We start from the raw sequence: 24,177 nt of genomic DNA, 5'->3' as shown, positions 1-24,177 counted from the left end.
CCCGGCCCAGTTCGCCGAGCTGATGGCCAACGCCTACCCGCCGCTCTCCTGACCGACGGCTGACCGAGGGGCATCCTTCGCGAGAAAGCTCGCGGGGGATGCCCCTCGCCCGTTTGGCAATCGATGTGCACAGATGGTTGAAGCATGCGTGCTGGCAAGTTTTGCCATGTATCGTTTCGAACGGCGCGAGGACAAAATGGTCGATCGCGCGATGTGAGTCCGATGGGGTAGATATCGGACAAACAGCGAGAACGTCGCCTCGCCATCGGACGGCCGATCACGAGGGATCGTGATTCGGGCAGCGGCAGGCGATGCGAGCGACGCCGACGCCGGTGTCAACGCTCCGGAACCGACGATCGCCACACGAATATGTTACTAAAGCGCGAGACGGTATAAATCGGACTTATTTGACAAATAATCCACAAAAGAGCGGCGGCGTCGCGCGGGGAGCGCGACGCCGCCGGTGGGGCGAACGTGGAGGTCAGCCGGCCAGGCCGACCCGGTCCAGGATCCAGGCCGCCACGAACGCCTCTTCCTTCCAGGCGTCGTAGCGCCCGGACGGGCCGCCGTGACCGGCACCCATCTCGGTCTTGAGCAGGTATTCGCCGTGCGGGGCGGTGTGCCGCAGGGCCGCGATCCACTTGGCCGGCTCGCTGTAGCGCACCCGTGTGTCGTTCAGGCTGGTCACCGCGAGGATCGCCGGGTACTCCAGGTCGGCGACGTTCTCGTACGGCGAATACGCCTTCATGTACGCGTACACCTCGGGGGATTCCAGCGGGTTGCCCCACTCCTCCCACTCGGTGACGGTGAGCGGCAGCGACGGGTCCAGGATCGACGACAGCGGGTCGACGAAAGGCACCTGCGCGACGATGCCCGCGAAGGCCTCCGGGGCGATGTTGGCGACCGCGCCCATCAGCAGGCCGCCGGCCGAGCCGCCGCGCGCGATGATGCGGTCGGGGCTGGTCCAGCCGCTCTTGGCCAGGTGCCGGGCGCACGCGACGAAGTCCGTGAACGTGTTGCGCTTGGCCAGCAGCTTGCCGTCGTCGTACCAGTGCCGGCCCAGCTCGCCGCCGCCGCGCACGTGCGCGACCGCGAAGACCACGCCCCGGTCGAGCAGGGACAGCCGGGGGATGGAGAACCACGGGTCCATGCTCGACTCGTACGAGCCGTAGCCGTAGAGCACCAGGGGCGCGCTGCCGTCGACGGGCGTGCCCGTCTTGCAGACCAGCGAGATCGGCACGCCGGTGTTGTCGTCGGCAGTGGCCCAGACCCGGTGCTGCTCGTAGTGGGCCGGGTCGAACGGCTGCCCGTCCGGGCCCGGCAGCACCGGCTTCCGCTTGCGCAGCAGCAGTTCGCCGGTGGCCACCACGTAGTCGAAGACCGAGTCCGGGGTGACCATCGAGGCGTAGGTCAGCCGGAGCTGGTCGGTGTGGTAGTCGGGGTTGCCGGACAGCCCGACCGTGTAGAGCGGCTCCGGGAAGGTGATGTCCCGCGGCTTCGAGGTGGGCTCGCCCGAGGTCGGGAACAGGCGCAGGCCGGTGAGGCCCTCGCGGCGCAGCGACACCACGTACTGGTCGGCGAAGGCGTCCACACCCTCCAGCCGTACGCCCTGGGTGTGGCCGATCAGTTCCTGCCAGTCCGAAGGGTCGGCGACCGGAGCCTGGGCGAGCGTGAAGTCGGCGGCGTCGCGGTTGTGCAGGATCAGCAGCCGGTCGCCCTGCGGCTCGACGGAGTACTCCAGGCCCTGCACGCGGGGGGTGACCACGGTCGGCGCGGTGGTCGGCTCGTCGGCCGGGATCAGCCAGACCTCGCTGGTGACCTTGCTGTGGATGTCGATCTGGATGAAGCGCTGCGAGCGGGTCAGCTCGACGCCGATCCAGAAGCGCTCGTCCGCCTCCTCCAGCACCAGGGCGTCGTCGCCGGTCGAGCCGACCGCGTGCCGCCACACCCGGTGCGGGCGCCAGGCCTCGTCCACGGTCAGGTAGAACAGCTGCGTGCCGTCCACCGACCAGGCGCTGCCGTAGAACGCGCCCTCGATCCGGTCGGGCAGGATCTCGCCGGTGGCCAGGTCCTTGATCTGGAGCGTGAAGCGCTCCTCGCCGGTGAAGTCGGTGGAGTAGGCCAGCAGCCGCCCGTCCGGGCTCACGTCGAGCGTGCCCAGGGCGAAGAAGTCGTGGCCGGCGGCCAGCTCGTTGCCGTCGAGCAGGATCTCCTCGTCGGCGGGCGGGGCACCGTCGGCCGGGGTCGGCGGCGCGGTCTCGCCGGCGGTGACCGGGCGCCGGCACTGGATGCCGTACTGCTTGCCGGCCTCGGTGCGGGCGTAGTACCAGTAGGCGCCCTTGCGGACCGGCACCGACAGGTCGGTCTCCTGGGTGCGGCCCTTGATCTCGCCGAACAGCGTCTCGCGCAGCCCGGCCAGGTGGGCGGTGGCGTGCTCGGTCCAGGCGTTCTCGGCCTCCAGGTACGCGGTGACCGCCGGGTCGTCCTTCGTCTCCAGCCAGGCGTACTCGTCGATGACGTCGTCGCCGTGATGGCTGCGCGTGCTCGCGATCCGCGGTGCGACGGGGGCCGTGACCGGCCCGTTGGGGAGATCGGAAGTCATGGCGGTAACGCTACCGGCAGGCCGGGTGGGAAGGCAGTGGTGATTGCCGGAACCGTCGACGTTGACTAGTATCGAACATATGTTCTAACGAGCTTTGTGCGCTGCGTGAAGATTTCCGTCTCACGTGTCGCCAGCCCGCCTTGCGCGGGGTGAACTGTCAGGAGCGGCACCTTCCATTCGGTAGGAGCGAGGGATGACGGCACCGGTGCGTGAGGAATCCGAGCTGGACGGGTTGCGGCTGGGCTGCCCGGTGCGCCCGGCGGGAGCGCTCGACACGGTCGACGGCGCGCTGGTGCGCTGGGTCGCCGCGCCGCGCGACCCGGCCGAGGCCGCCGCCCTGATGCGCCGCGCCCACGAGCTGGGGCTGACCGTGCTGCCCCGGGGCAGCGGGTCCAAGACCAGCTGGCTCGACCCGCCGCCGGTGGTCGATCTGCTCGTCGACCTCTCCGACCTCGCCACGCTCCACTACGACCCCACGACCGAGCAGCTCACCGTCGGCGCGGGCGCGGGGGTCGCGGCGACGCAGGACGTGATCGCCCGGTCGGGTCGCCGGCTGGCGCTGGACCCGCCGTCGCCGCGCGCGACGTTCGGCGGGGTGCTGGCGGCGGCCGAGTTCGGGCCGCTGACCCACCTCTACGGGCCGCCCGCGGTGCAGGTGGTCGACGCGACGGTGGTGCTGCCCGACGGCACGGTGACCACCGTGGCCGACCGCGCCCGCCTGCTCGGGTCCAGCATCTTCGATCTGCGCTGGACGCATCCCGGCGGGCCGCACCCCGCCTGCCTGATCGTCGAGGTGACGCTGCGGACCTATCCGCTGGCTCCCGCCGCCGCCTGGGTGGTCTGCCCGGTGCTGCAGCCGCTGCAGGTCGCGACCCTGCGCGACGACGTGCTGGCCGCCAACCTGGCCCCGGCCGCGATCGAGCTGGACATGCCGGGCATCCGCCGCACCCCGCAGGCGGGCGGGCGGCGCGACGCCACCGGCGTGATGGCGGTGCTGCTGGAGGGTTCGCCGGTCAGCCTGGCCGACCGCGGCCGCCTGCTGGTGCGCCGCCTGGGCGGGCACGCGCACCTGACCACGCAGGCCCCGCTGTGGTGGGGCAAGTACCCGTTCCGCCCCGGCGAGGTGGCGGTGCGGCTGTACGCGCCCGAGGGCGATCTGCACTCGGTCTGCTACACCCTGGTCGACGCGATCGGGTCGCCGGTGCCGGTGCGCGGGAGCATCGGGGTCGGGCAGGCGTGGGCCGCGGTGCCCGGCGAGCTGCCGGCGGGGCGGCTGGTGTCGGTGCTGGAGACGTTGCGGGAGGTGCTGCTGGCACGCAGCGGCTCCGCTGTGGTGCAAGCCGCCCCACCGCACCTGCGTGAGCTGCTCGCGCCGTACCGCGTGCCATAATTCGTACGCTGTGATCGACTTCAACGAGCCGGTGGGTTACCCGGCAGACGCACCCGCCTCCCAGGAACTTTTCGACCGGGCGGCGGCGATCGTGCCCGGCGGTGTGAACTCGCCCGTCCGGGCGTTCCGCGCCGTCGGCGGCACCCCGCGATTCATGGTTCGCGGCGAGGGCCCCTGGCTCTTCGACGCGGACGGCCGCCGCTACGTGGACCTCGTCTGCTCGTGGGGCCCGCTGCTGCTCGGCCACGCGCATCCCGAGGTCGTGGCCGCGATCCAGGCCGCCGCCGCCCGCGGCACCAGCTTCGGCACGCCCACCCCGGGTGAGGTCGAGCTGGCCGAGGAGCTGGTCGCGCGCACCGCCGCCGAGCAGATCCGCCTGGTCAACTCGGGCACCGAGGCGACCATGTCGGCGATCCGGCTGGCCCGTGGCTTCACCGGCCGCACGAAGATCATCAAGTTCGCGGGCTGCTACCACGGCCACGTCGACGCGCTGCTCGCCGCGGCCGGTTCCGGGGTGGCCACGCTCGCGCTGCCCGACTCGCCCGGCGTGACCGGCGCGGGCGCGTCCGAGACGATCGTGCTCAAGTACAACGACCTGGACGCGGTGGCGCAGGCGTTCGAGACGCACGGCGAGGACATCGCCGCGATCATCACCGAGGCCGCCGCGGGCAACATGGGCGTGGTCGCGCCGCGACCCGGCTACAACGCCGGCCTGGCCGAGATCGCGCACCGGCACGGCTCGCTGCTGATCATGGACGAGGTGATGACCGGCTTCCGGGTGTCGCGCTCCGGCTGGCAGGGCCTGGAGCCGGTCGACGCCGACCTGTGGACGTTCGGCAAGGTCATGGGCGGCGGCCTGCCCGCCGCGGCGTTCGGCGGGCGCGCCGAGGTGATGTCGAAGCTGGCCCCGGCCGGCCCGGTCTACCAGGCGGGCACCCTGTCCGGTAACCCGCTGGCCTGCGCCGCCGGTCTGGCCACGCTGCGGCTGGCCGACGACGCGCTGTACGCCAGGCTCGACGCCACCGCCGCGACCATCGGCGAACTGGCGACGAAGGCGCTGGCCGAGGCGGGCGTCCCGCACCGGCTCGCCACCGCGGGCAGCATGTTCTCGATCTTCTTCACCGACGCCGAGGTGCACGACTACGACGACGCCCGGGGGCAGAACACCGCCGCGTTCAAGGCGTTCTTCCACAGCATGCTGTCGCAGGGCGTCTACCTGCCGCCGAGCGCGTTCGAGTCGTGGTTCGTCTCCGGCGCGATCGGCGACGAGGCCCTCGACCACATCGCCGCCGCCCTGCCGGGCGCGGCACGGGCGGCGGCGGCAGCGTCATGACCGGGCGGCACGGAGCGGCCGGACGGGTGCCCGCGAGCCGGACGCGAAAGGCATGATCGGCCGATGAGAACCATCGTCCACCTGCTGCGGCACGGTGAGGTGCAGAACCCCGCCAAGATCCTCTATGGGCGGCTGCCCGGTTTCCAGCTCAGCGGCCTCGGCCAGCAGATGGCGAAGGCGGCCGCGACGGCGCTGGCCGACCGGGACATCACCTACCTGGTCTCCAGCCCTCTGGAGCGGGCGCAGCAGACCGCGCTGCCCTTCGCCGAGCAGCTCGGGCTCGACATCCACGTCGACCCGAACCTGATCGAGAGCGGCAACTACTTCGAGGGTATGCGGGTCGGCGCGGGCGACGGCGCGCTGCGTGATCCGCGCCACTGGTGGGTGCTGCGCAACCCGATGACGCCCAGCTGGGGCGAGCCATACCGGCTGATCGCGGCCCGGATGATCCTGGCCCTGCACGCCGCCCGCGAGCACGCCCGCGGGCACGAAGCGGTGTGCGTGTCGCACCAGCTTCCGATCTGGACGCTGCGTATGGCGCTGGAGGGCAGGCGGCTGTGGCACGACCCGCGCCGCCGCCAGTGCGGGCTGGCCAGCCTGACCTCGTTCGTCTTCGAAGGTGATCAGTTGGCGCAGATCACATACTCCGAGCCGGCAGCCCACCTGGGGACCGGAGCCGGGCGCGGGGCATGATGGGGCGCGTGACATCACGCCCCCGCACCCGCCGCGCCGTGCTGGCGCTCGCCGTGGCCGGGCTGGCCACGACCGCGCTGGCGGCCTGCGGCGACGACGAGAAGCCGCCCGCCGTCGGCGACGTGCTGCGCTTTCCGGCCGCCGAGCGCAAGGCGGCCCCGGCGGTCACCGGTGAACTGCTCGACGGCAGCCCCTACGACATGGCGGGCAAGCTCGGCAGCGTGGTGGTCGTGAACTTCTGGGCAAGCTGGTGCGCGCCCTGCCGGCTGGAGGCCGCCGACCTGGAGCAGATCGCCAAGGACACCGCGGGCTCCGGCGTGGTCTTCCTCGGCATCAACAACCGCGACGGCAGGGACGCGGCCAAGGCGTTCGTGGCCGCCCGCAACTCGTACCCGAGCATCTTCGACCCGGGTGCCCGGCTGTCGCTGCGCTTCGTCGACGTGCCGCCGGTGTCCACCCCCTCGACGCTGATCATCGACCGGCAGGGCCGGGTCGCCGCCGTGCTGCGCAAGGCGACCAACGCCGCCGAGCTCGGCCCGATCGTGCGTGAGATCGCCGCCGAGCAGGCCGGCTGATGGGTGCGGACTTCGCCGCCGTGGTCAACGGCGGGCCGCTGGCGCTGGCGATCGCCGTCGCGGCGCTCGCCGGGCTGGCCAGCTTCCTGTCGCCGTGCGTGCTGCCGCTGGTGCCGGGCTACCTGTCGTACGTGACCGGCCTGGTCGGCGCGGACCTCGACGCCACGCTCGGCGACGACCGCACCGGCCTGGGCCAGGCGCGCCGCGGCCGGGTGCTGGCCGGGGTGCTGCTGTTCATCGCCGGGTTCGCCGCCGTCTTCCTGACCACCACGATCGTCGCCGCGCAGATCGGCCGCCTGCTGCTCACCTACGAGCGGGCGCTGCAGGTCGGCATCGGCGCGCTGATCGTGCTGTTCGGCCTGGCCTTCCTCGGGGTCATCCCGGGCCTGGACAACGAGAAGCGCATCCAGAAGCTGCCCCAGGCCGGGCTGTGGGGCGCGCCGGTCTTCGGCGCCGTCTTCGCGCTGAGCTGGGTGCCGTGCCTGTCCCCGACGCTCGCCGCGGTCGGCGCGCTGGCCGGGGCGTACGGCGACACCGGCCGCGCCATCGTGCTGGGCCTGGCCTACTGCCTGGGCATCGGCATCCCGTTCCTGGTGCTGGGCCTGGGCATGCGCAAGCTCACCGGCGTGGTCGGCTTCATCCGGCGCAACTCGCGCTGGGTCACCCGCTTCGGCGGCGCGCTGCTGATCCTCGTCGGCCTCGCCCTGATCACCGGTGCGTGGGGCGACTTCGTGATCTGGCTGCGGGTCACCTTCGGAGCCGGAGAGATCTCCATATGAGCGAGCGCCGCACGACCCGTCGCGTTGCCACGGTCCCCGGGAACGCCGCATGAGCCTCACCGAAGCCGCCGTCGAGAACCGGCCCGCCGACGAGCCGCCGCACCGGCGTACCCCCCGCTTCGTCGCGGCCGGATGGGCCGCGGCGCGCAACGGGTGGCGGCAGCTGACCAGCATGCGCACCGCGCTGATGCTGCTGTTCCTGCTGGCCGTCGCGGCGATCCCCGGGTCGGTCCTGCCGCAGCGCGCGGTCAAGGTCGAGGACGTGCAGGGCTTCTACGCCGCCAACCCGAAGCTTGCGCCGGTGCTGGACCGGCTGTGGGGCTTCGACGTGTACGCCTCGCCCTGGTTCGCCGCGATCTATCTGCTGCTGTTCACCTCGCTGATCGGCTGCATCACCCCGCGCCTGCGCGACCACGCGAAGGCGCTGCGCACCGCGCCGCCGGACGCGCCGAAGTACTTCAACCGCCTCCCGCAGGCGGCGGTGCTCGACCAGCCCGTCGACGAGGCGGCGGCGAAGGCCGCGCTGCGCGGCTGGCGGACCGTGCGCCGCGAGCAGGCCGACGGCACGATCACCCTGGCGGGCGAGAAGGGCCACCTGAAGGAGGCCGGCAACCTGCTGTTCCACAGCTCGCTGCTGGTCATCCTGATCGGCGTCGGGCTCGGCTCGCAGTGGGGCTGGCACGCCGGGCGGCTCATCGTCGCCGGTCCGGAGCAGGTCTTCTGCAACACCGTGCAGCAGTACGACGACTTCGGGCTCGGCCCGCAGGTCGGCGCGGGCGACCTGCCCGACTTCTGCCTCGAACTCACCGACTTCCGCGCCGAGTACCGCGCGGACGGCATGCCCATCTCGTTCGCCGCCGACGTGGCCGCGACCGACTCCGCGCACGGCGACCTGGGCCGGCACACGTTCAGCGTGAACCACCCGCTGCGCCTGGACGGCGCGAACGTGTACCTGCTCGGCCACGGGTACGCCCCGGTGCTGCGTTACACCGACGCGGCCGGGGTGACCCAGGAGACGGTGTCGCCGTTCCCGTACACCGACCCGACGCTGACCAGCGAGGGCGTGGCCGCGTTCCCGGACGCCAACGGCAGCGACAAGACGAAGCAGATGGCGTTCTCCGGCATTTACCTGCCGACCAAGGACGGGCCGCCGTACCTGCGCTCGGACCACCCGGAGGAGCGCAACCCCGCGCTCATGCTCACCGCGTACCGCGGTGACCTCGGGCTGGACGCGGGCATCCCGAGTTCCGTCTACGACCTCGACCAGCGCCAGCTGGACGCGGGGCGGCTGAAGAAGTACGGCGAGCCGAAGCTGATGCGGCGCGGCGAGACGTGGACCCTGCCGGACGGCAGCAAGCTCGAGTTCGTCGGCACCCGGCAGTGGATCACGGTGTCCATCCGGCACGACCCGGGCGAGCCGATCGTGCTCGCCGGCGCGGTCCTGCTGTTGGTCGGCCTGCCGCTGTCGCTGTACGGCAAGCGCCGCCGGGTCTGGCTGCGGCTGCGCCCCGACGGCACCGCCGAGGCGGGCGGCCTGCCCCGCACCGAGTACCCCGGTTTCGAAGACGAGTTCCGTTCCCTGGTCGAGAGGTGGCAACGGTAGTGGCAGAACTGTCCGACGGCCTTCTGGTCGTCACCCTGCTGTCGTACCTGGTCGCGATGCTGCTGCACGCGGGCGAGTACGCGTTCGGCACCCGCGGCCGGATCGCGAACGCGGCCGCCGCACCCGCCGCCGCCCCGGCGAAGGAGCTCGTCGGCGCGGGCGCGCCGGTCGTCGCGGAGCCTCCGCACGCCTACGCCGCCCCCGCCGCGCCCTCTGCCGCCGCCGGCGGCCGTTCGCGCGCCTCCTGGCTCGGGCCGGCCGCGGTCGGCGCGACGATCCTCGGCGCGGTCACGCACGTGATCACCGTGGTGACCCGCGGTATCGCCGCCGAGCGGCTGCCGTTCGGCAACATGTACGAGTTCGTGTTGTCGATCACGGCGCTGGGCAGCGTCATCTGGCTGGGCACGCTGTTCTTCCAGCGGCAGGTGCGCCACCTCGGCCTGTTCGTGATGCTGTTCGAAGTGCTGCTCGTCGGCGTGGCCGGCATGATCCTCTACACGCCGGTCGGGCCGCTGGTCCCGGCGCTGGACTCGTACTGGTTCGGCATCCACATCGGCGCGGTCATCACCTCGTCCAGCCTGTTCATGGTCGCCGGCGCGGCTTCGATCATGTACCTGGTCCGGACCGGCTACGACAACGGCAAGCGCGGCTTCCTGTACGCCTTCGGCGGCCGCCTGGCCAACGCCGAGGCCGTCGAGCGGCTGTCCTTCCGCCTGCACGCCTTCGCGTTCCCGATCTGGACGTTCGGCGTCACCGCGGGCGCGATCTGGGCCGAGGTCGCCTGGGGCCGGTACTGGGGCTGGGACCCGAAGGAGGTCTGGGCGTTCATCTCCTGGGTCGTCTACGCGGGTTACCTGCACGCCCGGGCGACGCCGAGCATCAAGCGCTCCACCGCGGCCTGGATCGCGGTGATCGGCTTCCTGACGATGATGATGAACCTGTTCGGCGTCAACATCTTCTTCACCGGCCTGCACTCCTACGGCGGCGTCTAACCCCCTCGCGAACAAAAGAAGGGCACCTTCTTAACGCTCCGCGTTGAAGAAGGTGCCCTTCTTGACATGCCGAGCGCCTGGCCAGGCGCGATGAACGGGCACCGCCCGCAGGGTCGGCGCTGCCGCCGAATCCGTCCCGCCGGTTCCGGCCGTGGGCGGCTGCAGTTTCCAGGAAAGTGCAGCAATGCGCTCGTCGATAGCAGCAGTTTCCCGGAAACTGCGGGCCGTCCCTCGGGTGGCCTGGGTTAGCCTTCGGCGGTGCGGATCGCCATCTTTCCGGAGCGGGATACTCCGGCCGCGCTGCGCGCTCAGGCGCTGGCGCTGCAGGCGCAGGCATGGCCGCCTCCCACCCCCGCCGACGTGAGCCCGGCCGGTGAGCCCGGTGCGACGGGACCGGCCAGTGCGGATGGCAGTGACGCGGACGGCGACTGGCACGATCCCGCTCTCGATCCGGTGACGATGCTGCTGCTCGACGGCGGTGACAGGGTGCTGGCCAGCCTCGACGTGCTGTCCAAGTCGATCACGCATGAAGGCCGCGGATATCACGCCCGGGGTCTCAGCCGGGTGGTGACCGACACGGCGTATCGCGGCCGTGGTCACGGCCGCCGCCTGGTCGAGCATGCCCGTGACGAGATCCGCCTCAGCGGTGCGGACCTGGGCATCTTCACCTGCGACCGGGATTTGCAGGGCTTCTACGAGAGTGCCGGCTGGCGATTGGTGCCCGGCGCGGTGCTCGTCGGCGGCACCCCCGACGACCCCTTCCCCAGCGATCGGTTCGACAAGGTCACCATGGCGGGCTTCTTCTCCCCAGCCGCCCGGCGAAACGCGGCCTCCTTCACCGACGCCCGCATCGCACTACATTCGGGCCTGATCGACCGGCTCTGGTGAACCGGCTCGCTGTCCGCCGGCCAGACAGCTCCACCGTGGCCGCGATCACGCAGGTCTGTTGACTGGACCGGCTCACCGATGACCGAACCGCCCCGCCGTCGCCGTGGCATGCGGCCGTCCCGCGAGGCGCAGACGCGGGCATCGCGCGGGCCGTGGATGCCGCACGACAACGCGGCGCGAACACGCTGCTCACACCGTCGCGACGTTTATAAGGGCACCTTCTTAACGCTCCGCGTTAAGAAGGTGCCCTTCCTTTGGTCCGGTCAGCAGGTTGTCGTGGTCCAGGAGGTGTAGGGGAGCCGCCAGTCGAGGCAGTAGGTGGCGAAGTCGGCGCCGGGGCTGGTGGGGACCTCGGCGTTCCAGAGGCGCAGGCCGGCGTCGGGAGAGGTCTTGAGCTGGACGTTGTCAATCGCGAGCCGGGGGATGGTGACCGTGCCGGGGTCGGCGGGGTCGGCGTGGACCTCGACGTACTGCTCGATCTCGGCTTGGCCGGACAACGGCAGCGGGCGGCTGGTGAGCAGGTTCCAGCGGTCGCCCCACCACAGCCAGGCCTGCCAGGACGGCTGCTCGCCGGCGGCTTCGGTCTGCAGGTGCAGCCACAGCTTGTCGCCGGGCGAGACCGCGTACTGGTCGTAGAAGGCCCAGGCGCGGGTGGCCGTGTCGTAGGTGTAGACGCGCTGGCGGGCGTTGCCGGACCAGCCGGTCTCGGTCCAGCCGACCTCCAGCCAGGCCTGCTCGGCACCGTGGCCCGCCTTGGCCATGAACCGGGCCGCGACGAAGTCGTACGTGCCCTGCCGCACCCCGGCGTCGCCGACCTCGATCCGGCCGAGCACGCCCGACCAGCGTCCCCGCGTCGTCGCGCCGAGGTGGTGGTAGCCGGGGCTGGGCACCGCGGCCGCGACGGGCTGCACCACGGTGGCGCGCGAGCGGCAGGCGCCCGGCGCGGCCAGGCCGGCCGGCCCGGTGGGCGCGGTGGTGGAGGCGGGGCGGCCGACGGGGCAGTCGGGCAGGGCGCCGGTGCCGGTCCCGGGGGTGCATCCGGCGGCGAGCGCCAGCAGCGCGGCCGCCAGGACCCTGGCGAAGCGGGGGTTCACATCCGGGTCAACCGGGCGGGACGGGCCGGAGTGACGATGGCGTAGGCCGCAGCGCCTCGCCCCTCCCCGGCGGAGTGACGGGGCGGATGCGAGGATGCCAGCATGGCGGCACCGCGTTTCCCGTTCGACGACCTGCAGGGCTTTCTCGGCGCGCTGGAGCGGGCCGGCGAGCTGCACCGGGTCACCACCCCCGTCGATCCGACGCTGGAGATCAGCGAGATCGTCACCCGTACCGTGCGGGCCAAGGGCCCGGCGTTGCTGTTCGAGAAGCCGACCCGCGGCGTGATGCCGCTCGCGATCAACATCTTCGGCAGCGACCGCCGCATGGCGATGGCGCTGGGCGTGCAGGACTTCGACGAGATCGGCGCGCGGATCGGCGAGCTGGCCAAGCCGGAGCTGCCGCAGGGGTTCAGCGGCATGATGGACGGCCTCGGCAAGATCATGCAGCTCAAGTCGCTGCCGCCGAAGAAGGTCCGGAGCGCGCCCTGCCAGGAGGTCGTGCTCAAGGGCGACGAGGTCGACCTCAACATGCTGCCCGGCCTCGTCATGTGGCCCGGCGACGGCGGCATCTACCACAACTACGGTTTGACCCATACCAAGCACCCGGAAACCGGGAAGCGCAATCTCGGCCTGTACCGGCTGCAGCAGCACTCGCACAACAGCGTCGGGATGCACTGGCAGATCCACAAGGACTCGACCGCGCACCACGCCGTCGCCGAGCGCCGCGGCGAGCGGCTGCCGGTCGCGATCGCGTTCGGCGCCGACCCGGTGGTGTCGTACTCGGCGAGCGCGCCGCTGCCCGGCGACATCGACGAGTACCTGTTCGCCGGGTTCCTGCGCGGGGAGCGGGTCGAGCTGGTCGACTGCCTGACCGTGCCGCTGCAGGTGCCCGCGACCGCCAACGTGATCCTGGAGGGCTGGGTCGAGCCGGGCGAGCGGCTGCCGGAGGGCCCGTTCGGCGACCACACCGGCTTCTACACGCCGGTCGAGCCGTTCCCGGTCATGCACGTCGAGTGCATGACGATGCGCCGCGACCCGATCTACCACTCGATCATCACCAGCAAGCCGCCGCAGGAGGACGGGCCGATCGGCCTGGCCACCGAACGCATCTTCCTGCCGCTCATCAAGATCCTGGTGCCGGACATCGTGGACTACCACATGCCCGAGGCGGGCGTGTTCCACAACTGCCTGGTCGTCGCGATCAACAAGCGGTACCCGAAGCACGCGCAGAAGGTGATGAGCGCCGTCTGGGGCGCGCACCTGCTCAGCCTCACCAAGCTGATCGTGGTCGTCGACGACGACTGCGACCCGCGCGACCTGCAGGAGGTCGCGTTCCGTGCCTTCGGCAACGTGGACTACGCGCACGACCTGGTGCTGACCCAGGGGCCCGTCGACCACCTCGACCACGCGTCGTATCAGCAGTTCTGGGGCGGCAAGGCCGGCGTCGACGCCACCCGCAAGCTGCCCACCGAGGGTTACACCCGCGGCTGGCCGGAGGAGATGCGGATGGCCCCCGAGATCGTCGCGAAGGTCGACAAGCGGTGGAAGGAGTACGGGTTCCCGGAGAGCCCGTCGCGGAAGGGTGGGGGCAGGTGAGCACCGCGTCGCGCGACGTCGCCGCGCCCGGCGCCGAGCTCAAGGAGCCGGGCCGGGTCAAGGCGTTCCTGAAGCTGGTCGCGATCGAGCACTCGGTGTTCGCGCTGCCGTTCGCGTACCTGTCCGCGCTCGTCGCGATGGACCGCACGCTCGGCCGGATCGACTGGCTCGTCCTGCTGCTGATCACGATCGCGATGGTCGGGGCGCGCACCTTCGCGATGGCCGCGAACCGGATCATCGACCGGCACATCGACGCGCGCAACCCGCGTACCGCCCAGCGTGAACTGGTCACCGGTGCGGTGAGCGTGCGCACGGCCTGGCTCGGCGCGGCCGTGGCACTGGTCGTGTTCATGGGCGCGGCGCTCGCCCTCAACCCGCTGTGCGCGCTGCTCGCGCCGCTGGCCGTGGTGCCACTGGTGCTGTACCCGTACGGCAAGCGCTTCACCGACTGGCCGCACGCGATCCTGGCGCTGGCGCAGGCGGTCGGCCCGATCGGGGCCTGGCTCGCGGTCACCGGCACCTTCGCCGGTTCCGGCCCGGCCTGGCTGCTCGGTCTCGCCGTGGGGCTGTGGATCGGCGGCTTCGACCTGATCTACGCCTGCCAGGACGCCGAGGTGGACCGGCAGATCGGCGTGCGCAGCGTGCCCGCCCGGTACGGCGTGCGCAACGCGCTGCTGATCTCCACGCTCACCCACGTGGTGACGTTCGCGCTGTTCGTGTGGTTCGGCGTGTGGGTCGGCCTCGGCTGGCCCTGGTGGATCGGCCTGGCCCTGACCGCGGGAGCCTTCGCCTACCAGCACGTCATCGTGACCCCCACCGACCTGTCCAAAGTCAACCGGGCCTTCTTCACCGCCAACGGCTTCGTCGGCATCGCCCTCTTCGTCTTCGCCGTCCTCGCCCTCTGGCTCTGACCCCCTCCGCGCCCCCACCTGCCGCAACTCTTAAAGAGTCGCGGCATCCCGCCCGCTCGGAGGCCGCGACTCTTTAAGAGTTGCGCCTCGGGGTGGGGCGGGGCGGGACGGGGTGGGGCGTCAGCGGTGGCCGAGGTGGCCGGTCCAGCGGGTGAGGAGGGTGTGGGGGACGGCGACGGTGTCGAGGACCTTGCCGGCGACGAAGTCGACGAGTTGCTGGGCCTGGGCTTTCGCGCCGCTGCCGTAGAAGCCGGGGCTGGCCGGGAGGACCACCGCGCCGGAGTCGATGAGCTCGACCAGGTGCAGCAGGTGGCTGCGGGTCACCGGGGTCTCCCGCGGCACGATCACGACCGGGCGGCGCTCCTTGAGGTTCACCTCGGCCGCCCGCTGCAGCAGGTCCTTGGACAGGCCCAGCGCGATGCCGGCGCACGCCGCCGTCGAGGCCGGCACGACGATCATGCCCTTGGCCCGGTACGAGCCGCTGCTCGGTCCCGCCGCGAGGTCGCCGGCGGGCCAGTAGCGCAGGTCGGCGTCGTCGAGCGGGGTATCCAGCCAGGTGGCCAGGTCTTCGCGCCAGTGCGCGTCCCGGAACGCGTGCCCGGTCTCGTCGAGGATGGTCAGCCGGGCCGCCCGGGACACGACCAGGTCGACGGCCTCGCCCGCCGCGCACAGCCCCCGCAGCACGGCCGCGGCGTACGGCGTCCCGGAAGCCCCCGACACCCCCAGCACCCAGGGCGTACGCGGCGCGACATCGGCAGACACACCGATGACACTAGCCGGGTCCGTTGACCGGCTGGACACGGCTGCCTAGCCTCAGCGCATGGCAGCCCAGTCGGCTGGCGTCCGGATCGCGGTCGAGATCGTGGTCGACCGGCCTGTCGCCCAGGTCTTCGCGTACCTGTCCGATGTTCGCAACGATCAGCAGTGGTGGAGTGGCATCCACTCGTCGCGCCGGATCGGCGACGGCGGTGTCGGCACCTTCTACGAGCTCGACGCGACCCTGCTGCGGGTGCGGCATCAGACCCGCATCGAGGTGACCGCCCAGGACCCGCCGTACCGCCAGACGATCACGGTCCGCAGCGGCCCCCTGCCCTACGTCGCCCACTACGAGTGGTCGCCGCTCACCCCCGACCGCACCCGCTTCAACCTCGTCGCCGAGATCGCCGCGGCTCGCCCCTGGGCCCGCTTCGGCCCCCTCCTCAACCCCCTCCTGTCCCTCCTGGCCCGCCGCTACTTCCGCCGCGTCCCCGCCCTCATCGAATCCGCCACCGCGCCCTGACCCGCCGGGTGGGGGTCAGATGGCGTATTCGCCCAGGGGGTTGGTGTGGGCGTGGGAGTACATGTGTTCGTGGAAGCGGACGAAGCGGTCGATGAGGGTGGTGGCGCGGCGGTCGGGAAGGCGGGCGTCGAGTGCGGCCAGGCCGGCGGCCAGGCGGGCGCTGTGCAGTCCGTAGAGGCCGGCGTGGTAGGTGAGGCTGTCGGCGAGGGCGGTCAGGGCGCCGGTGGCGTCGGGGGCGCGGCGGGCGTGCCAGAGCGCGATGTTGGCCTCGCCGTTGACGATGTCCTTCTGCAGGCGGTTGAAGGCGGTGTCGGGGTCGGTGGCGAGCTGGTCGAGGGCCGCCTCGGCGGTGTCGCGGCCGTCGGCGTCGCAGGTGCGCGCGACGCGATTGATGAGGGCGTGCTGCTGGACGGGGGGCATGCGCAGCAGGCGGGTGCCGAGGTCGTTCTGGAGGCGTACCAGCAGGGCGGCGTCGGACAGCACGTCGCTGAGGGTGCCGTCGGCGAGCACCGCGCGGTGGGCGGGGACCGGGGCCAGCAGGTCGTTGAGCACGCAGACGAAGTAGGCCAGGGTCGGCAGGACGAGAATGCTCTGGCCGCCGAGTGCCGCCAGGTCGAGCCGGGACAGGTGCTCGGCGCGCAGGGTGCGTTCGACGGCCCGGTAGCGGTCGGCGAGGCCCTGGCGCACCAGGGAGGCGGTGGGCGTGCCGTCGATGCCGTCCACCAGGTCGCGGCAGCTCTCGACGTTGGCCACGAGCGCGGCCCACAGGCCGTACTCGACGTCCTGCAGCAGGGGCGCGTCGGCGCCGACGTGGCGGGCGTAGTCCTCGGCCATGCCCGCACGCTTGCTCTTTACCAGGCTCTGCTCGAAGCCGGAGGCATGCCTGGCGGCATCGCGGGCGGGGCCGGACAGCAGCAGCATGGCCGGGGTGTTCCGGCCGGGGGCCAGCGCCTGGAGCATGGCCCGGTTGAGCGCGCCGATCAGGTCGAGCCGACGGGTCTGGGCGGCGTCGAGCACCGGGTGGCCCAGGCCGATGGCGAGGTCGTCGGAGACCACCTCGAACACCTGGTAGGCGTTCATGCGGCCGGCATGGTGGAGCATGGTGGGCCAGTCGTCCTCCTCGACCAGCCCGGTGAGCATCCGGGTGTTCATGGTGACGAGCTGGATGACGCCGGTGCTCTGCAGGTATTCGTGCCGCCGCGGATTGTCCGCCGAATACGCCCACGCGGTGAAGTCCCGGTAAGGGCCGGCGGGCATATGCCGCCGGATGGTCTCGGCCAGCGCCGAGCACGTCGCGGCCAGCAGCTGGGCGGCGCGCCGGTTGGTGGGCATGCGGCGACTCGATCCTCGGGTCCGGCACGGGCCACACGGTTCGGTGGCCCGTTCAAGGAACGTGGTGAGTCCCGCGTCGCAGGCGGGAGGCGAGCGCCGGGACGTGCCGTGTTCCTGGCGCCGGGTCAGCGCCGCTGATGAGGGTACGACCATCTGGACCGCCGTGGCGTACCGCTCGGTAGTTGTCCTGGTGGAACCGCGCCGGGGTCAGTATCCGCCCGGTCGGCTGCCCGCCGCCCGCGGTGCGGCTCCGGCGCCAGGTTGCGGTGCCGGGCTGCCCGGGGGGTTGTCCTCGTCGAACTCGCCCTCGCCCTCGAGCAGTGCCCGCACCTCCGACTCGCGGAACCGGCGGTGGCCGCCCGGCGTGCGAATGCTGCCGATGCGTCCGGCCGCTGCCCACCTGGTCACCGTCTTTGGGTCGACCCGGAACAGCGCGGCCACCTCGCCAGGTGTCAACAGGCGATCTCCTGTGTCCACGCCCACCTCCTTGCGTCGACGGAGTTGGTTCGGGCGCACCCGGTTGCCGCCTCCGCTGGGACGTACGCCCAATTAGAGCACCATCACTAGCAGGCGTCCCTAAAATGGTCGTATGCACCTTTTGGGGGGTTCGCATCCATATGTTGCGAACCTCATTCGTATATTGCCCGAAGATGCGCCCCTCCGTGCCCACTCTGGAAGAAACTGCCTCTAAGGTGCTCTGTGTGGACGCGATCGACCGCAACCTGCTTGACCTGCTGCGCAACAACGCCCGCCTCTCGTACGCGGAGCTGGCGCGCCAGGTCGGCCTCTCCGCGCCGGCGGTGCACGACCGGGTCGGCAAGCTGGAGGCCTCCGGGGTGATCCGCGGCTACCACGCCGACGTCGAGCCCAGCTCCATCGACCTCGGCGTCACCGCGCTGATCGGCATCGTCGCCGACCCGGCCGTCGACATGGAGGACGTCTCCGCGGCCCTGCAGGGACTGGAGCAGATCGAGTCCTGCTACTTCATGGCCGGCGAGGAGTCGTACCTGGTCAAGGCCAGGGTCGGCACCATCGCGGAGCTGGAGCAGCTGATCGTGCAGCTGTCGCGCACCCGCGGAGTGGCCCGCACCCGCACCGCCATCGCGCTGTCCACCACCTTCGAGGGCCGTCCCCGCCCGCTGATGAGCTGAGCGGACCTGCTGACCGGCGTTCGTTTGGTGCTACGGTCCGGGGCATGGAGCAGCTTGATCGGTGTTCGGACAACGACCGCGTCTGGGTGACGGAGGCGATCGGCAAGGTCGTCGCGGACGCCAACCGCAGCGCCGACACGCACCTGCTGCCGTTCCCGCTGCCGCCGTACTGGGGCATCGACCTCTACCTCAAGGACGAGTCGGTACACCCCACCGGCTCGCTCAAGCACCGGCTGGCCCGCTCGCTGTTCCTCTACGCCCTGTGCAACGGCTGGATCCGGCCCGACACCACGGTGGTGGAGGCGTCCTCGGGCTCGACCGCGGTCTCCGAGGCGTACTTCGCCCGCATGCTGGGGCTGCCGTTCATCGCGGTGATGCCGGCCTCCACCAGCAAGGAGAAGATCGAGCTGATCGAGTTCCAGGGCGGCGAGTGCCACCTGGTCAGCGATCCGGCGCAGGTCGTGGTCGAGGCGCGGTGGCTGGCCGAGGACCGCGGCGGGCACTTCATGGACCAGTTCACCTACGCGGAGCGGGCCACCGACTGGCGCGGCAACAACAACATCGCCGAGTCGATCTTCCAGCAGATGGAGCTGGAGCGGCACCCGGTGCCGAACTGGATCGTGATCGGCGCGGGCACCGGCGGCACCTCGGCCACCATCGGCCGGTACGTCCGCTACCAGCGGCACTGCACGAAGATCCTGGTGGTCGACCCGGAGAACTCCGCCTTCTACCCGTCGTACGAGTCCGGCGACGTGTCCGTGACCACCGGCAAGGGCTCGCGGATCGAGGGCATCGGCCGCCCCCGGGTCGAGGCGTCCTTCCAGCCCCACGTGGTGGACCGCATGGTCCGGGTGCCCGACGCGGGCTCGCTGGCCGCCATGCGGGTCGCCTCCGAGGTGCTGGGCCGCCGGGTGGGCGGCTCGACCGGCACCAACCTGTGGGGAGCGTTCGGGCTGATCGCCGGGATGCTGGCCCGCAGCGAGCGGGGGTCCGTGGTCACCCTGCTGTGCGACGGCGGCGAGCGGTACGCGCACACCTACTACGACAACACGTGGCTCAAGGACCAGAACCTCGACCTCACCGAAGCGCTGGCCACGGTGCGCACCTTCCTGGCCACCGGAACCTGGCAGGAGTGAGCGGAACGCAAAACCGAAGGGCCCCGGCCCGCCGCGATTGCGGTGGACCGGGGCCCTTCGAGGTTGCTACAGGTCAGCCGGCGTTGCGGCGGTCGCCGTACGAGCGCTCACCCTGGGGGCGGTCGCCGTAGGTGCGCTCGCGGAACGGGCGGTCACCCTGGGGGCGGTCGCCTCGGAACGGGCGGTCACCCTGCGGGCGGTCGCCTCGGAACGGGCGGTCACCCTGCGGGCGGTCGCCGAACGAACGCTCAGCCCGGAACGGGCGGTCACCCTGGGGGCGGTCGCCGTAGGTGCGCTCGCGGAACGGCCGGTCACCCTGCGGGCGGTCCCCGTAGGAACGCTCGCGGAACGGCCGGTCACCCTGCGGCCGGTCACCCTGGGGGCGGTCGCCGTAGGTGCGCTCGCGGAACGGGCGGTCACCCTGCGGCCGGTCGCCGAACGAGCGCTCGCGGAACGGGCGGTCGCCGTACTGGCGCGGGCCGCGGTCGCCGTAGCCGCGTCCACCGTCGCGGCGCTGGCCGCCCCGCTGGAAGCGCGGCTCCGGCTCGTCCACCACGGGACGGCCGGACGGCTCCTGGGCGCCGGTCAGCTCGACCAGCTTCGGGTCGTCGACGCGCAGCCGGTGCTCGGCGGGCTTGGCCACGCCGGCCTTCTCCATCATCGAGATGGTGGAGCGGCGCTGCTTGGGCAGCACCAGGGTGGCCACCGCGCCCGACTCGCCGGCCCGGGCGGTGCGGCCGGCCCGGTGCAGGTAGTCCTTGGGGTCCTTCGGCGGGTCGATGTGCACGACGAGCGAGACGCCGTCGACGTGGATGCCGCGGGCGGCGACGTCGGTGGCGACGAGGACGCTCATCCGGCCCTCCTTGAACTGCGCCAGGGTCCGCGTACGGACACTCTGGGTCTTGCCGCCGTGCAGGCCGCCGGCCCGCACGCCGACCTCGCGCAGCTGCTCCACCAGGCGGTCCACGCCCATCTGGGTGCGCGCGAACATGATCGTCCGACCCGGACGGTTCGCGATCGCCGCGGTGACCTTGAACTTCTCCTGCGGCGGGATCAGCAGCATCATGTGGTCCATGGTGGACACCGACGCCTCCGCGGGGGCGGTCGAGTGCGTCACCGGGTTGTTCAGGAACCGCTTGACCAGCGTGTCCACGTCACCGTCGAGAGTGGCCGAGAACAGCAGGCGCTGGCCGCCGGCCGGGGTCTTGGCCATCAGCTCGGTGACGTCGGGCAGAAAGCCCATGTCGGCCATCTGGTCGGCCTCGTCCAGGACGGTGACCTCGATGTCGTCCAGCGCGCAGGCGCCGCGCTGGATCAGGTCGCCGAGGCGGCCCGGAGTGGCGATCATCACGTCGAGCCCGCGCTGCAGGCCCAGGATCTGCCGGTCGTACGGCACGCCGCCGACCGCGGTGCCGGTGTACAGCTCCATCGCCTTGGCCAGCGGGCGCAGCGCGTCCGCGACCTGCATGGCCAGCTCGCGCGTGGGCACCAGGATCAGGGCCTTGGGGTGGTGCGGGCGGGCCGGCTTGCCCTCGGCGATGCGCGCCAGCAGCGGCAGTCCGAAAGCGAGGGTCTTGCCGGAGCCGGTCTGGCCACGGCCGAGCACGTCGCGTCCGGCCAGTGCGTCCGGCAGGGTCGCGGCCTGGATCTCGAAGGGCTGGGTGATGCCGGCCCGGGTCAGCTCGCGCACCATGGCACGCGGCAGGCCGAGCTCGGCGAAGGTCGGGACGCGCTCCGTGACGGCCTCGTCGGCGGCGGTGTCCGCAGCCTCGACGACGTCCGTGACGGTGGTGGCGGTCGCCGCTGCGGCGTCCGTCTCGGCGGCGGCCTTCGCGGCCGCGGCCTTGCCCTCGGTATCAATGTTGATCTCGAAGACGGACGGGAACAGGGCAGGGTCGTGCATAGTCAAAGCGAAACCTCTCGGGTGGCGCATCCCCGCGCCGCGCGGCCTCGTGCCGCTGCAAGTCACCCGCAGGAACGCTCAAAAGCGCGCCGAGCGCGCCCAGAACAACCCGATGAGTGTACCGGGCGTTGCGGTCACTGGCGCCCGAATAACACGACGGTGTAGTGGGCGTCACCCCGAAAGGCCATTGCTGCGGGGTGACGCGCGTCACGCAGCGGGCACCGGGTCGGGGCTCGGCGACGTCGACTCGGCCGGCTTCGGGCTCTCCGCCGGAGGCAGCGGGGACGGCGACTCGGCCGGCGGCTTCGGCGACGGCGAGGTGCTGGCCGGAGCGCTCGGCGAGCTGGACGGCGAGGTGCCGGTCGTCGGGCTCGGCGAGGTGGTCTTGGTCGGCGACGGCGTGGGGCCGTGCGTCGGGTTCGGCTGGTTCGGGGCGGGCACCGCGTCGACCACCCGGGTCGCGAAGTCGATGCTGCCCAGGCTGACCGACGCGCGCCGCACCACGTCGCCGGTGCGCGGCGAGTGGACCATCCAGCCGTCGCCGAGGTACATGCCGACGTGGTGGATGGTGCGCCAGTCGTTCGGGTCGGTGGCGAAGAAGACCAGGTCGCCGGGGAGCAGCGCGTACTTGCTGACCGTCTTGGCGCGGGTGCCGTAGTACTGGTCCTTGGCGACCCGGTTGAGGGTGATCCCGGCGGCCTTGTACGACGCCAGCATCAGGCCGGAGCAGTCGTAGGTGTTCGGACCCTCGTCGCCCCAGCGGTAGGGCTTGCCGCGCTGGCTGAGCGCGAACAGGACGGCCTTCTGCGCCTTGGCCGCGGCGACCAGGCCCGCGTTGCTCTTGCCTGGGCTGTAGTTGCCGAGGTTCTGCTCCTGGATCTCGCGCAGCCGGTCCGCTTCGGACTGGAGCTCGGCGAGCCGCCGCTTCAGCTCCAGGAACGCGACCTCTTTGCGCTTGAACTCCTTCTCCACAGCCGAATACGCCGTGGAGGCGTCCTGCTCGGCGGTGATGGCCGTGGTGAGCACCGTGTAGGCCTGGCGCTCGGCCTGCTGCGCGGTGGCGAGGTCGTTGAGCACCGCCTCGGTCTCCGGCGTGGACTCGGTGCGCGGGATCAGCTGACCCAGCTCGCCGAGCGAGTCGCCCAGCCGCGGCGGAGCCTTCACGGCTGCCTGGTATTCGGCGACGGCCGCGGCCTCGGCGGCCTCCTTCGCCACCCGCAGCGTGTCGGCGGTGGCCCGCCAGGCGTAGTCGGCCATCGCCTTGGCCACGACCGAATTGCTGTAGGCCTGGTAGAGCTCGCTGCGGCGGGCGCCGAGCACGGACAGCTCCAGCTCGGCGGCGCTGTACTGCGCCAGCAGCGCGGCGTGGGCGGTCAGCGGCTGGGTGCGGGGCATGCTCAGCGAGCCGAACGGCAGCGTCGGCAGCCCGTCGGGCTGGGGGCGCAGACCGGCGTCGGGAATCGAGGTGATCTTCGAGCCGATCGGCGGGTCAGCGGCCGCGGGCATGGCGATGCCACCGGCGATGAGCGCGCTGAGAACAGCCGAGCCCACCGCGACCTGACTCTGCCGTCGAGCCTGCCCGCTGCGACGCTTGGACATCGTTGGCCCCGTCCTCCCCGTTGGTCCCACAAGGTTCCTACCGGAAATCAGGATCGCTGTCGACCCTTCTGTCCCGGTGGCGTCAAGCTGAACAGCAGCTGTCAAGGGCAGCAGCAGGCACGTCGGCGGCACGTCGTAGGCTCACTGCCATGGACGTTGGTTTGAAGCGGGAGCTGGAGCAGAAGGTCTACGCCGGGGAGCGGCTCAGCCGCGAGGACGGCGAGGCGCTCTACGCGAGTGACGATCTGGCCTGGCTGGGGCGGCTCGCGCACCACGTCCGGACGGAGAAGAACGGCGACCGGGTGATGTTCAACGTCAACCGGCACCTGAACCTGACGAACGTCTGCTCGGCCAGCTGCGCCTACTGCTCCTTCCAGCGCAAGCCTGGTGAGAAGGACGCCTACACCATGCGGGTGGAGCAGGCCGTCGCCAAGGCGCTGGAGATGAAGGACGAGCAGCTCACCGAGCTGCACATCGTCAACGGTCTGCACCCGACGCTGCCGTGGCGCTACTACCCGCGCGTGCTCAAGGAGCTCAAGCAGGCGCTGCCGAACGTCAAGCTGAAGGCGTTCACCGCGACCGAGGTGCAGTGGTTCGAGAAGATCTCCGGCCTGACCGCCGACGCGATCCTCGACGAGCTGATGGAGGCGGGCCTGGAGTCGCTGACCGGCGGTGGCGCCGAGATCTTCGACTGGGAGGTCCGGCAGCACATCGTCGACCACGCCTGCCACTGGGAGGACTGGTCGCGCATCCACCGCCTGGCGCACAGCAAGGGCCTGCGCACCCCCTCGACGATGCTCTACGGCCACATCGAGGAGCCGCGGCACCGCGTCGACCACGTGCTGCGCCTGCGTGAGCTGCAGGACGAGACCGGCGGCTTCACCGTCTTCATCCCGCTGCGCTACCAGCACGACTTCCACGACAGCGCGGACGGCAAGATCCGCAACCGGATCCAGGCGCGCACCACGATGGCGAGCCCAGCCGAGTCGCTGAAGACGTTCGCGGTGTCCCGGCTGATGCTGGACAACTTCGACCACATCAAGTGCTTCTGGGTCATGCACGGCCTGTCGCTGGCCCAGCTGTCGCTGAACTTCGGCGTCGACGACCTGGACGGCTCGGTCGTCGAGTACAAGATCACGCACGACGCGGACTCGTACGGCACGCCGAACACCATGCACCGCGACGACCTGCTCCACCTGATCTGGGACGCGGGCTTCAGCCCCGTCGAGCGGGACACCCGCTACCAGGTCGTCAAGGAGTACGGCGCGCCGGTCAGCATGGCCGAGCGGCGCAGCGAGCCGCAGCAGGTCTGGGCCTGACG

At 71.5% G+C, this 24,177-nt stretch carries 21 protein-coding genes; 14 read left to right on the top strand and 7 right to left on the bottom strand.

Annotation, left to right across the window (positions count from 1 at the left end):
• Positions 1-481: 481 nt before the first annotated feature.
• On the bottom strand, positions 482-2,602 hold the full coding sequence (locus ACFQO7_RS13870) for a S9 family peptidase (protein ID WP_376806730.1): 2,121 nt from the start codon (positions 2,600-2,602) through the stop codon (positions 482-484).
• A gap of 193 nt (positions 2,603-2,795) precedes the next feature.
• Between ACFQO7_RS13870 and ACFQO7_RS13865 the strand changes: the two genes are divergently transcribed.
• The 8 genes from ACFQO7_RS13865 to ACFQO7_RS13830 all read left to right on the top strand — a co-directional run bounded on the left by ACFQO7_RS13865 (position 2,796) and on the right by ACFQO7_RS13830 (position 10,855).
• The gene (locus tag ACFQO7_RS13865; protein WP_376806729.1) at positions 2,796-3,992 is read left to right on the top strand and encodes an FAD-binding oxidoreductase; all 1,197 of its coding nucleotides are present in this window, start codon (positions 2,796-2,798) and stop codon (positions 3,990-3,992) included.
• 10 nt (positions 3,993-4,002) lie between these two features.
• Positions 4,003-5,325, top strand: a complete 1,323-nt coding sequence (gene hemL / locus ACFQO7_RS13860; RefSeq protein WP_376806728.1) for a glutamate-1-semialdehyde 2,1-aminomutase — start codon at positions 4,003-4,005, stop codon at positions 5,323-5,325.
• Positions 5,326-5,388: 63 nt separating this feature from the next.
• Positions 5,389-6,018: a histidine phosphatase family protein gene (locus ACFQO7_RS13855; RefSeq protein ID WP_360535485.1), complete on the top strand. Its 630-nt coding sequence runs from the start codon at positions 5,389-5,391 to the stop codon at positions 6,016-6,018.
• Between the two features lie 8 nt (positions 6,019-6,026).
• Positions 6,027-6,593, top strand: a complete 567-nt coding sequence (locus tag ACFQO7_RS13850) for a TlpA family protein disulfide reductase (RefSeq protein WP_376806727.1) — start codon at positions 6,027-6,029, stop codon at positions 6,591-6,593.
• Positions 6,593-7,372: a cytochrome c biogenesis CcdA family protein gene (locus ACFQO7_RS13845; protein WP_376806726.1), complete on the top strand. Its 780-nt coding sequence runs from the start codon at positions 6,593-6,595 to the stop codon at positions 7,370-7,372. The genes ACFQO7_RS13850 and ACFQO7_RS13845 overlap by 1 nt, the downstream gene beginning before the upstream one ends.
• 49 nt (positions 7,373-7,421) lie before the next feature.
• Complete coding sequence (gene resB / locus ACFQO7_RS13840) at positions 7,422-8,975, top strand: cytochrome c biogenesis protein ResB (RefSeq protein WP_376806725.1); 1,554 nt, start codon at positions 7,422-7,424, stop codon at positions 8,973-8,975.
• On the top strand, positions 8,975-9,967 hold the full coding sequence (ccsB, locus tag ACFQO7_RS13835; RefSeq protein WP_376806724.1) for a c-type cytochrome biogenesis protein CcsB: 993 nt from the start codon (positions 8,975-8,977) through the stop codon (positions 9,965-9,967). The genes resB and ccsB overlap by 1 nt, the downstream gene beginning before the upstream one ends.
• Before the next feature lie 258 nt (positions 9,968-10,225).
• Positions 10,226-10,855, top strand: coding sequence for a GNAT family N-acetyltransferase (locus tag ACFQO7_RS13830; RefSeq protein WP_376806723.1), 630 nt, complete (start codon positions 10,226-10,228; stop codon positions 10,853-10,855).
• A 263-nt stretch (positions 10,856-11,118) separates the two neighbouring features.
• Here ACFQO7_RS13830 and ACFQO7_RS13825 read toward each other — a convergent pair whose 3' ends face one another.
• Positions 11,119-11,949, bottom strand: a complete 831-nt coding sequence (locus ACFQO7_RS13825; RefSeq protein ID WP_376806722.1) for a hypothetical protein — start codon at positions 11,947-11,949, stop codon at positions 11,119-11,121.
• A 102-nt stretch (positions 11,950-12,051) separates the two neighbouring features.
• On the opposite strand from ACFQO7_RS13825, the gene ACFQO7_RS13820 reads away from it, so the two are divergent.
• Together ACFQO7_RS13820 and mqnP are read left to right on the top strand one after the other, a co-directional pair.
• Entirely contained in the window at positions 12,052-13,545 is a 1,494-nt protein-coding gene (locus ACFQO7_RS13820) for a menaquinone biosynthesis decarboxylase (RefSeq protein ID WP_376806721.1), read from the top strand.
• Entirely contained in the window at positions 13,542-14,456 is a 915-nt protein-coding gene (gene mqnP / locus ACFQO7_RS13815; protein ID WP_376806720.1) for a menaquinone biosynthesis prenyltransferase MqnP, read from the top strand. Before ACFQO7_RS13820 ends, mqnP begins: the two co-directional genes overlap by 4 nt.
• 120 nt (positions 14,457-14,576) lie before the next feature.
• Here mqnP and ACFQO7_RS13810 read toward each other — a convergent pair whose 3' ends face one another.
• A complete protein-coding gene (locus tag ACFQO7_RS13810; RefSeq protein WP_376806719.1) occupies positions 14,577-15,218 on the bottom strand; it encodes a UbiX family flavin prenyltransferase in 642 nt (213 codons plus the stop codon).
• A gap of 58 nt (positions 15,219-15,276) precedes the next feature.
• Between ACFQO7_RS13810 and ACFQO7_RS13805 the strand changes: the two genes are divergently transcribed.
• Positions 15,277-15,735, top strand: coding sequence for an SRPBCC family protein (locus tag ACFQO7_RS13805; RefSeq protein WP_360535505.1), 459 nt, complete (start codon positions 15,277-15,279; stop codon positions 15,733-15,735).
• A 15-nt stretch (positions 15,736-15,750) separates the two neighbouring features.
• On the opposite strand, the gene ACFQO7_RS13800 is transcribed toward ACFQO7_RS13805, so the two are convergent.
• The gene (locus ACFQO7_RS13800) at positions 15,751-17,067 is read right to left on the bottom strand and encodes a VirB8 family type IV secretion system protein (protein ID WP_376806718.1); all 1,317 of its coding nucleotides are present in this window, start codon (positions 17,065-17,067) and stop codon (positions 15,751-15,753) included.
• Between the two features lie 207 nt (positions 17,068-17,274).
• Positions 17,275-17,544 carry a BldC family transcriptional regulator gene (locus tag ACFQO7_RS13795; protein WP_308440668.1) on the bottom strand — a complete coding sequence of 90 codons (270 nt, stop codon included), beginning with the start codon at positions 17,542-17,544 and terminating at the stop codon, positions 17,275-17,277.
• A 224-nt stretch (positions 17,545-17,768) separates the two neighbouring features.
• Between ACFQO7_RS13795 and ACFQO7_RS13790 the strand changes: the two genes are divergently transcribed.
• Together ACFQO7_RS13790 and cds1 are read left to right on the top strand one after the other, a co-directional pair.
• Positions 17,769-18,218, top strand: a complete 450-nt coding sequence (locus tag ACFQO7_RS13790; RefSeq protein WP_203696163.1) for an Lrp/AsnC family transcriptional regulator — start codon at positions 17,769-17,771, stop codon at positions 18,216-18,218.
• Positions 18,219-18,262: 44 nt separating this feature from the next.
• Positions 18,263-19,354 (top strand): L-cysteine desulfhydrase Cds1, encoded by a 1,092-nt coding sequence (gene cds1, locus ACFQO7_RS13785; protein WP_360535509.1) that lies wholly within the window; start codon positions 18,263-18,265, stop codon positions 19,352-19,354.
• Positions 19,355-19,427: 73 nt separating this feature from the next.
• On the opposite strand, the gene ACFQO7_RS13780 is transcribed toward cds1, so the two are convergent.
• Positions 19,428-21,287 carry a DEAD/DEAH box helicase gene (locus ACFQO7_RS13780; protein ID WP_465252384.1) on the bottom strand — a complete coding sequence of 620 codons (1,860 nt, stop codon included), beginning with the start codon at positions 21,285-21,287 and terminating at the stop codon, positions 19,428-19,430.
• A gap of 177 nt (positions 21,288-21,464) precedes the next feature.
• Positions 21,465-22,856, bottom strand: coding sequence for a C40 family peptidase (locus ACFQO7_RS13775; protein WP_376806716.1), 1,392 nt, complete (start codon positions 22,854-22,856; stop codon positions 21,465-21,467).
• A 149-nt stretch (positions 22,857-23,005) separates the two neighbouring features.
• Between ACFQO7_RS13775 and mqnE the strand changes: the two genes are divergently transcribed.
• On the top strand, positions 23,006-24,175 hold the full coding sequence (gene mqnE, locus ACFQO7_RS13770; RefSeq protein WP_360535513.1) for an aminofutalosine synthase MqnE: 1,170 nt from the start codon (positions 23,006-23,008) through the stop codon (positions 24,173-24,175).
• Positions 24,176-24,177 lie beyond the last annotated feature (2 nt).

This window comes from Catellatospora aurea (genome assembly GCF_042663325.1).
Taxonomy (GTDB): Bacteria; Actinomycetota; Actinomycetes; order Mycobacteriales; family Micromonosporaceae; genus Catellatospora; species Catellatospora aurea.
This window is presented reverse-complemented; position numbering and strand designations above follow the sequence as displayed.

Coding starts and splice junctions, on each gene's coding strand:
- ACFQO7_RS13870 (WP_376806730.1), bottom strand. CDS start 2,602: ATGACTTCCGATCTCCCCAACGGGCCGGTCACGGCCCCCGTCGCACCG.
- ACFQO7_RS13865 (WP_376806729.1), top strand. CDS start 2,796: ATGACGGCACCGGTGCGTGAGGAATCCGAGCTGGACGGGTTGCGGCTG.
- ACFQO7_RS13855 (WP_360535485.1), top strand. CDS start 5,389: ATGAGAACCATCGTCCACCTGCTGCGGCACGGTGAGGTGCAGAACCCC.
- ACFQO7_RS13845 (WP_376806726.1), top strand. CDS start 6,593: ATGGGTGCGGACTTCGCCGCCGTGGTCAACGGCGGGCCGCTGGCGCTG.
- resB (WP_376806725.1), top strand. CDS start 7,422: ATGAGCCTCACCGAAGCCGCCGTCGAGAACCGGCCCGCCGACGAGCCG.
- ACFQO7_RS13820 (WP_376806721.1), top strand. CDS start 12,052: ATGGCGGCACCGCGTTTCCCGTTCGACGACCTGCAGGGCTTTCTCGGC.
- ACFQO7_RS13805 (WP_360535505.1), top strand. CDS start 15,277: ATGGCAGCCCAGTCGGCTGGCGTCCGGATCGCGGTCGAGATCGTGGTC.
- ACFQO7_RS13800 (WP_376806718.1), bottom strand. CDS start 17,067: ATGCCCACCAACCGGCGCGCCGCCCAGCTGCTGGCCGCGACGTGCTCG.
- cds1 (WP_360535509.1), top strand. CDS start 18,263: ATGGAGCAGCTTGATCGGTGTTCGGACAACGACCGCGTCTGGGTGACG.
- ACFQO7_RS13780 (WP_465252384.1), bottom strand. CDS start 21,287: ATGCGCCACCCGAGAGGTTTCGCTTTGACTATGCACGACCCTGCCCTG.
- ACFQO7_RS13775 (WP_376806716.1), bottom strand. CDS start 22,856: ATGTCCAAGCGTCGCAGCGGGCAGGCTCGACGGCAGAGTCAGGTCGCG.
- mqnE (WP_360535513.1), top strand. CDS start 23,006: ATGGACGTTGGTTTGAAGCGGGAGCTGGAGCAGAAGGTCTACGCCGGG.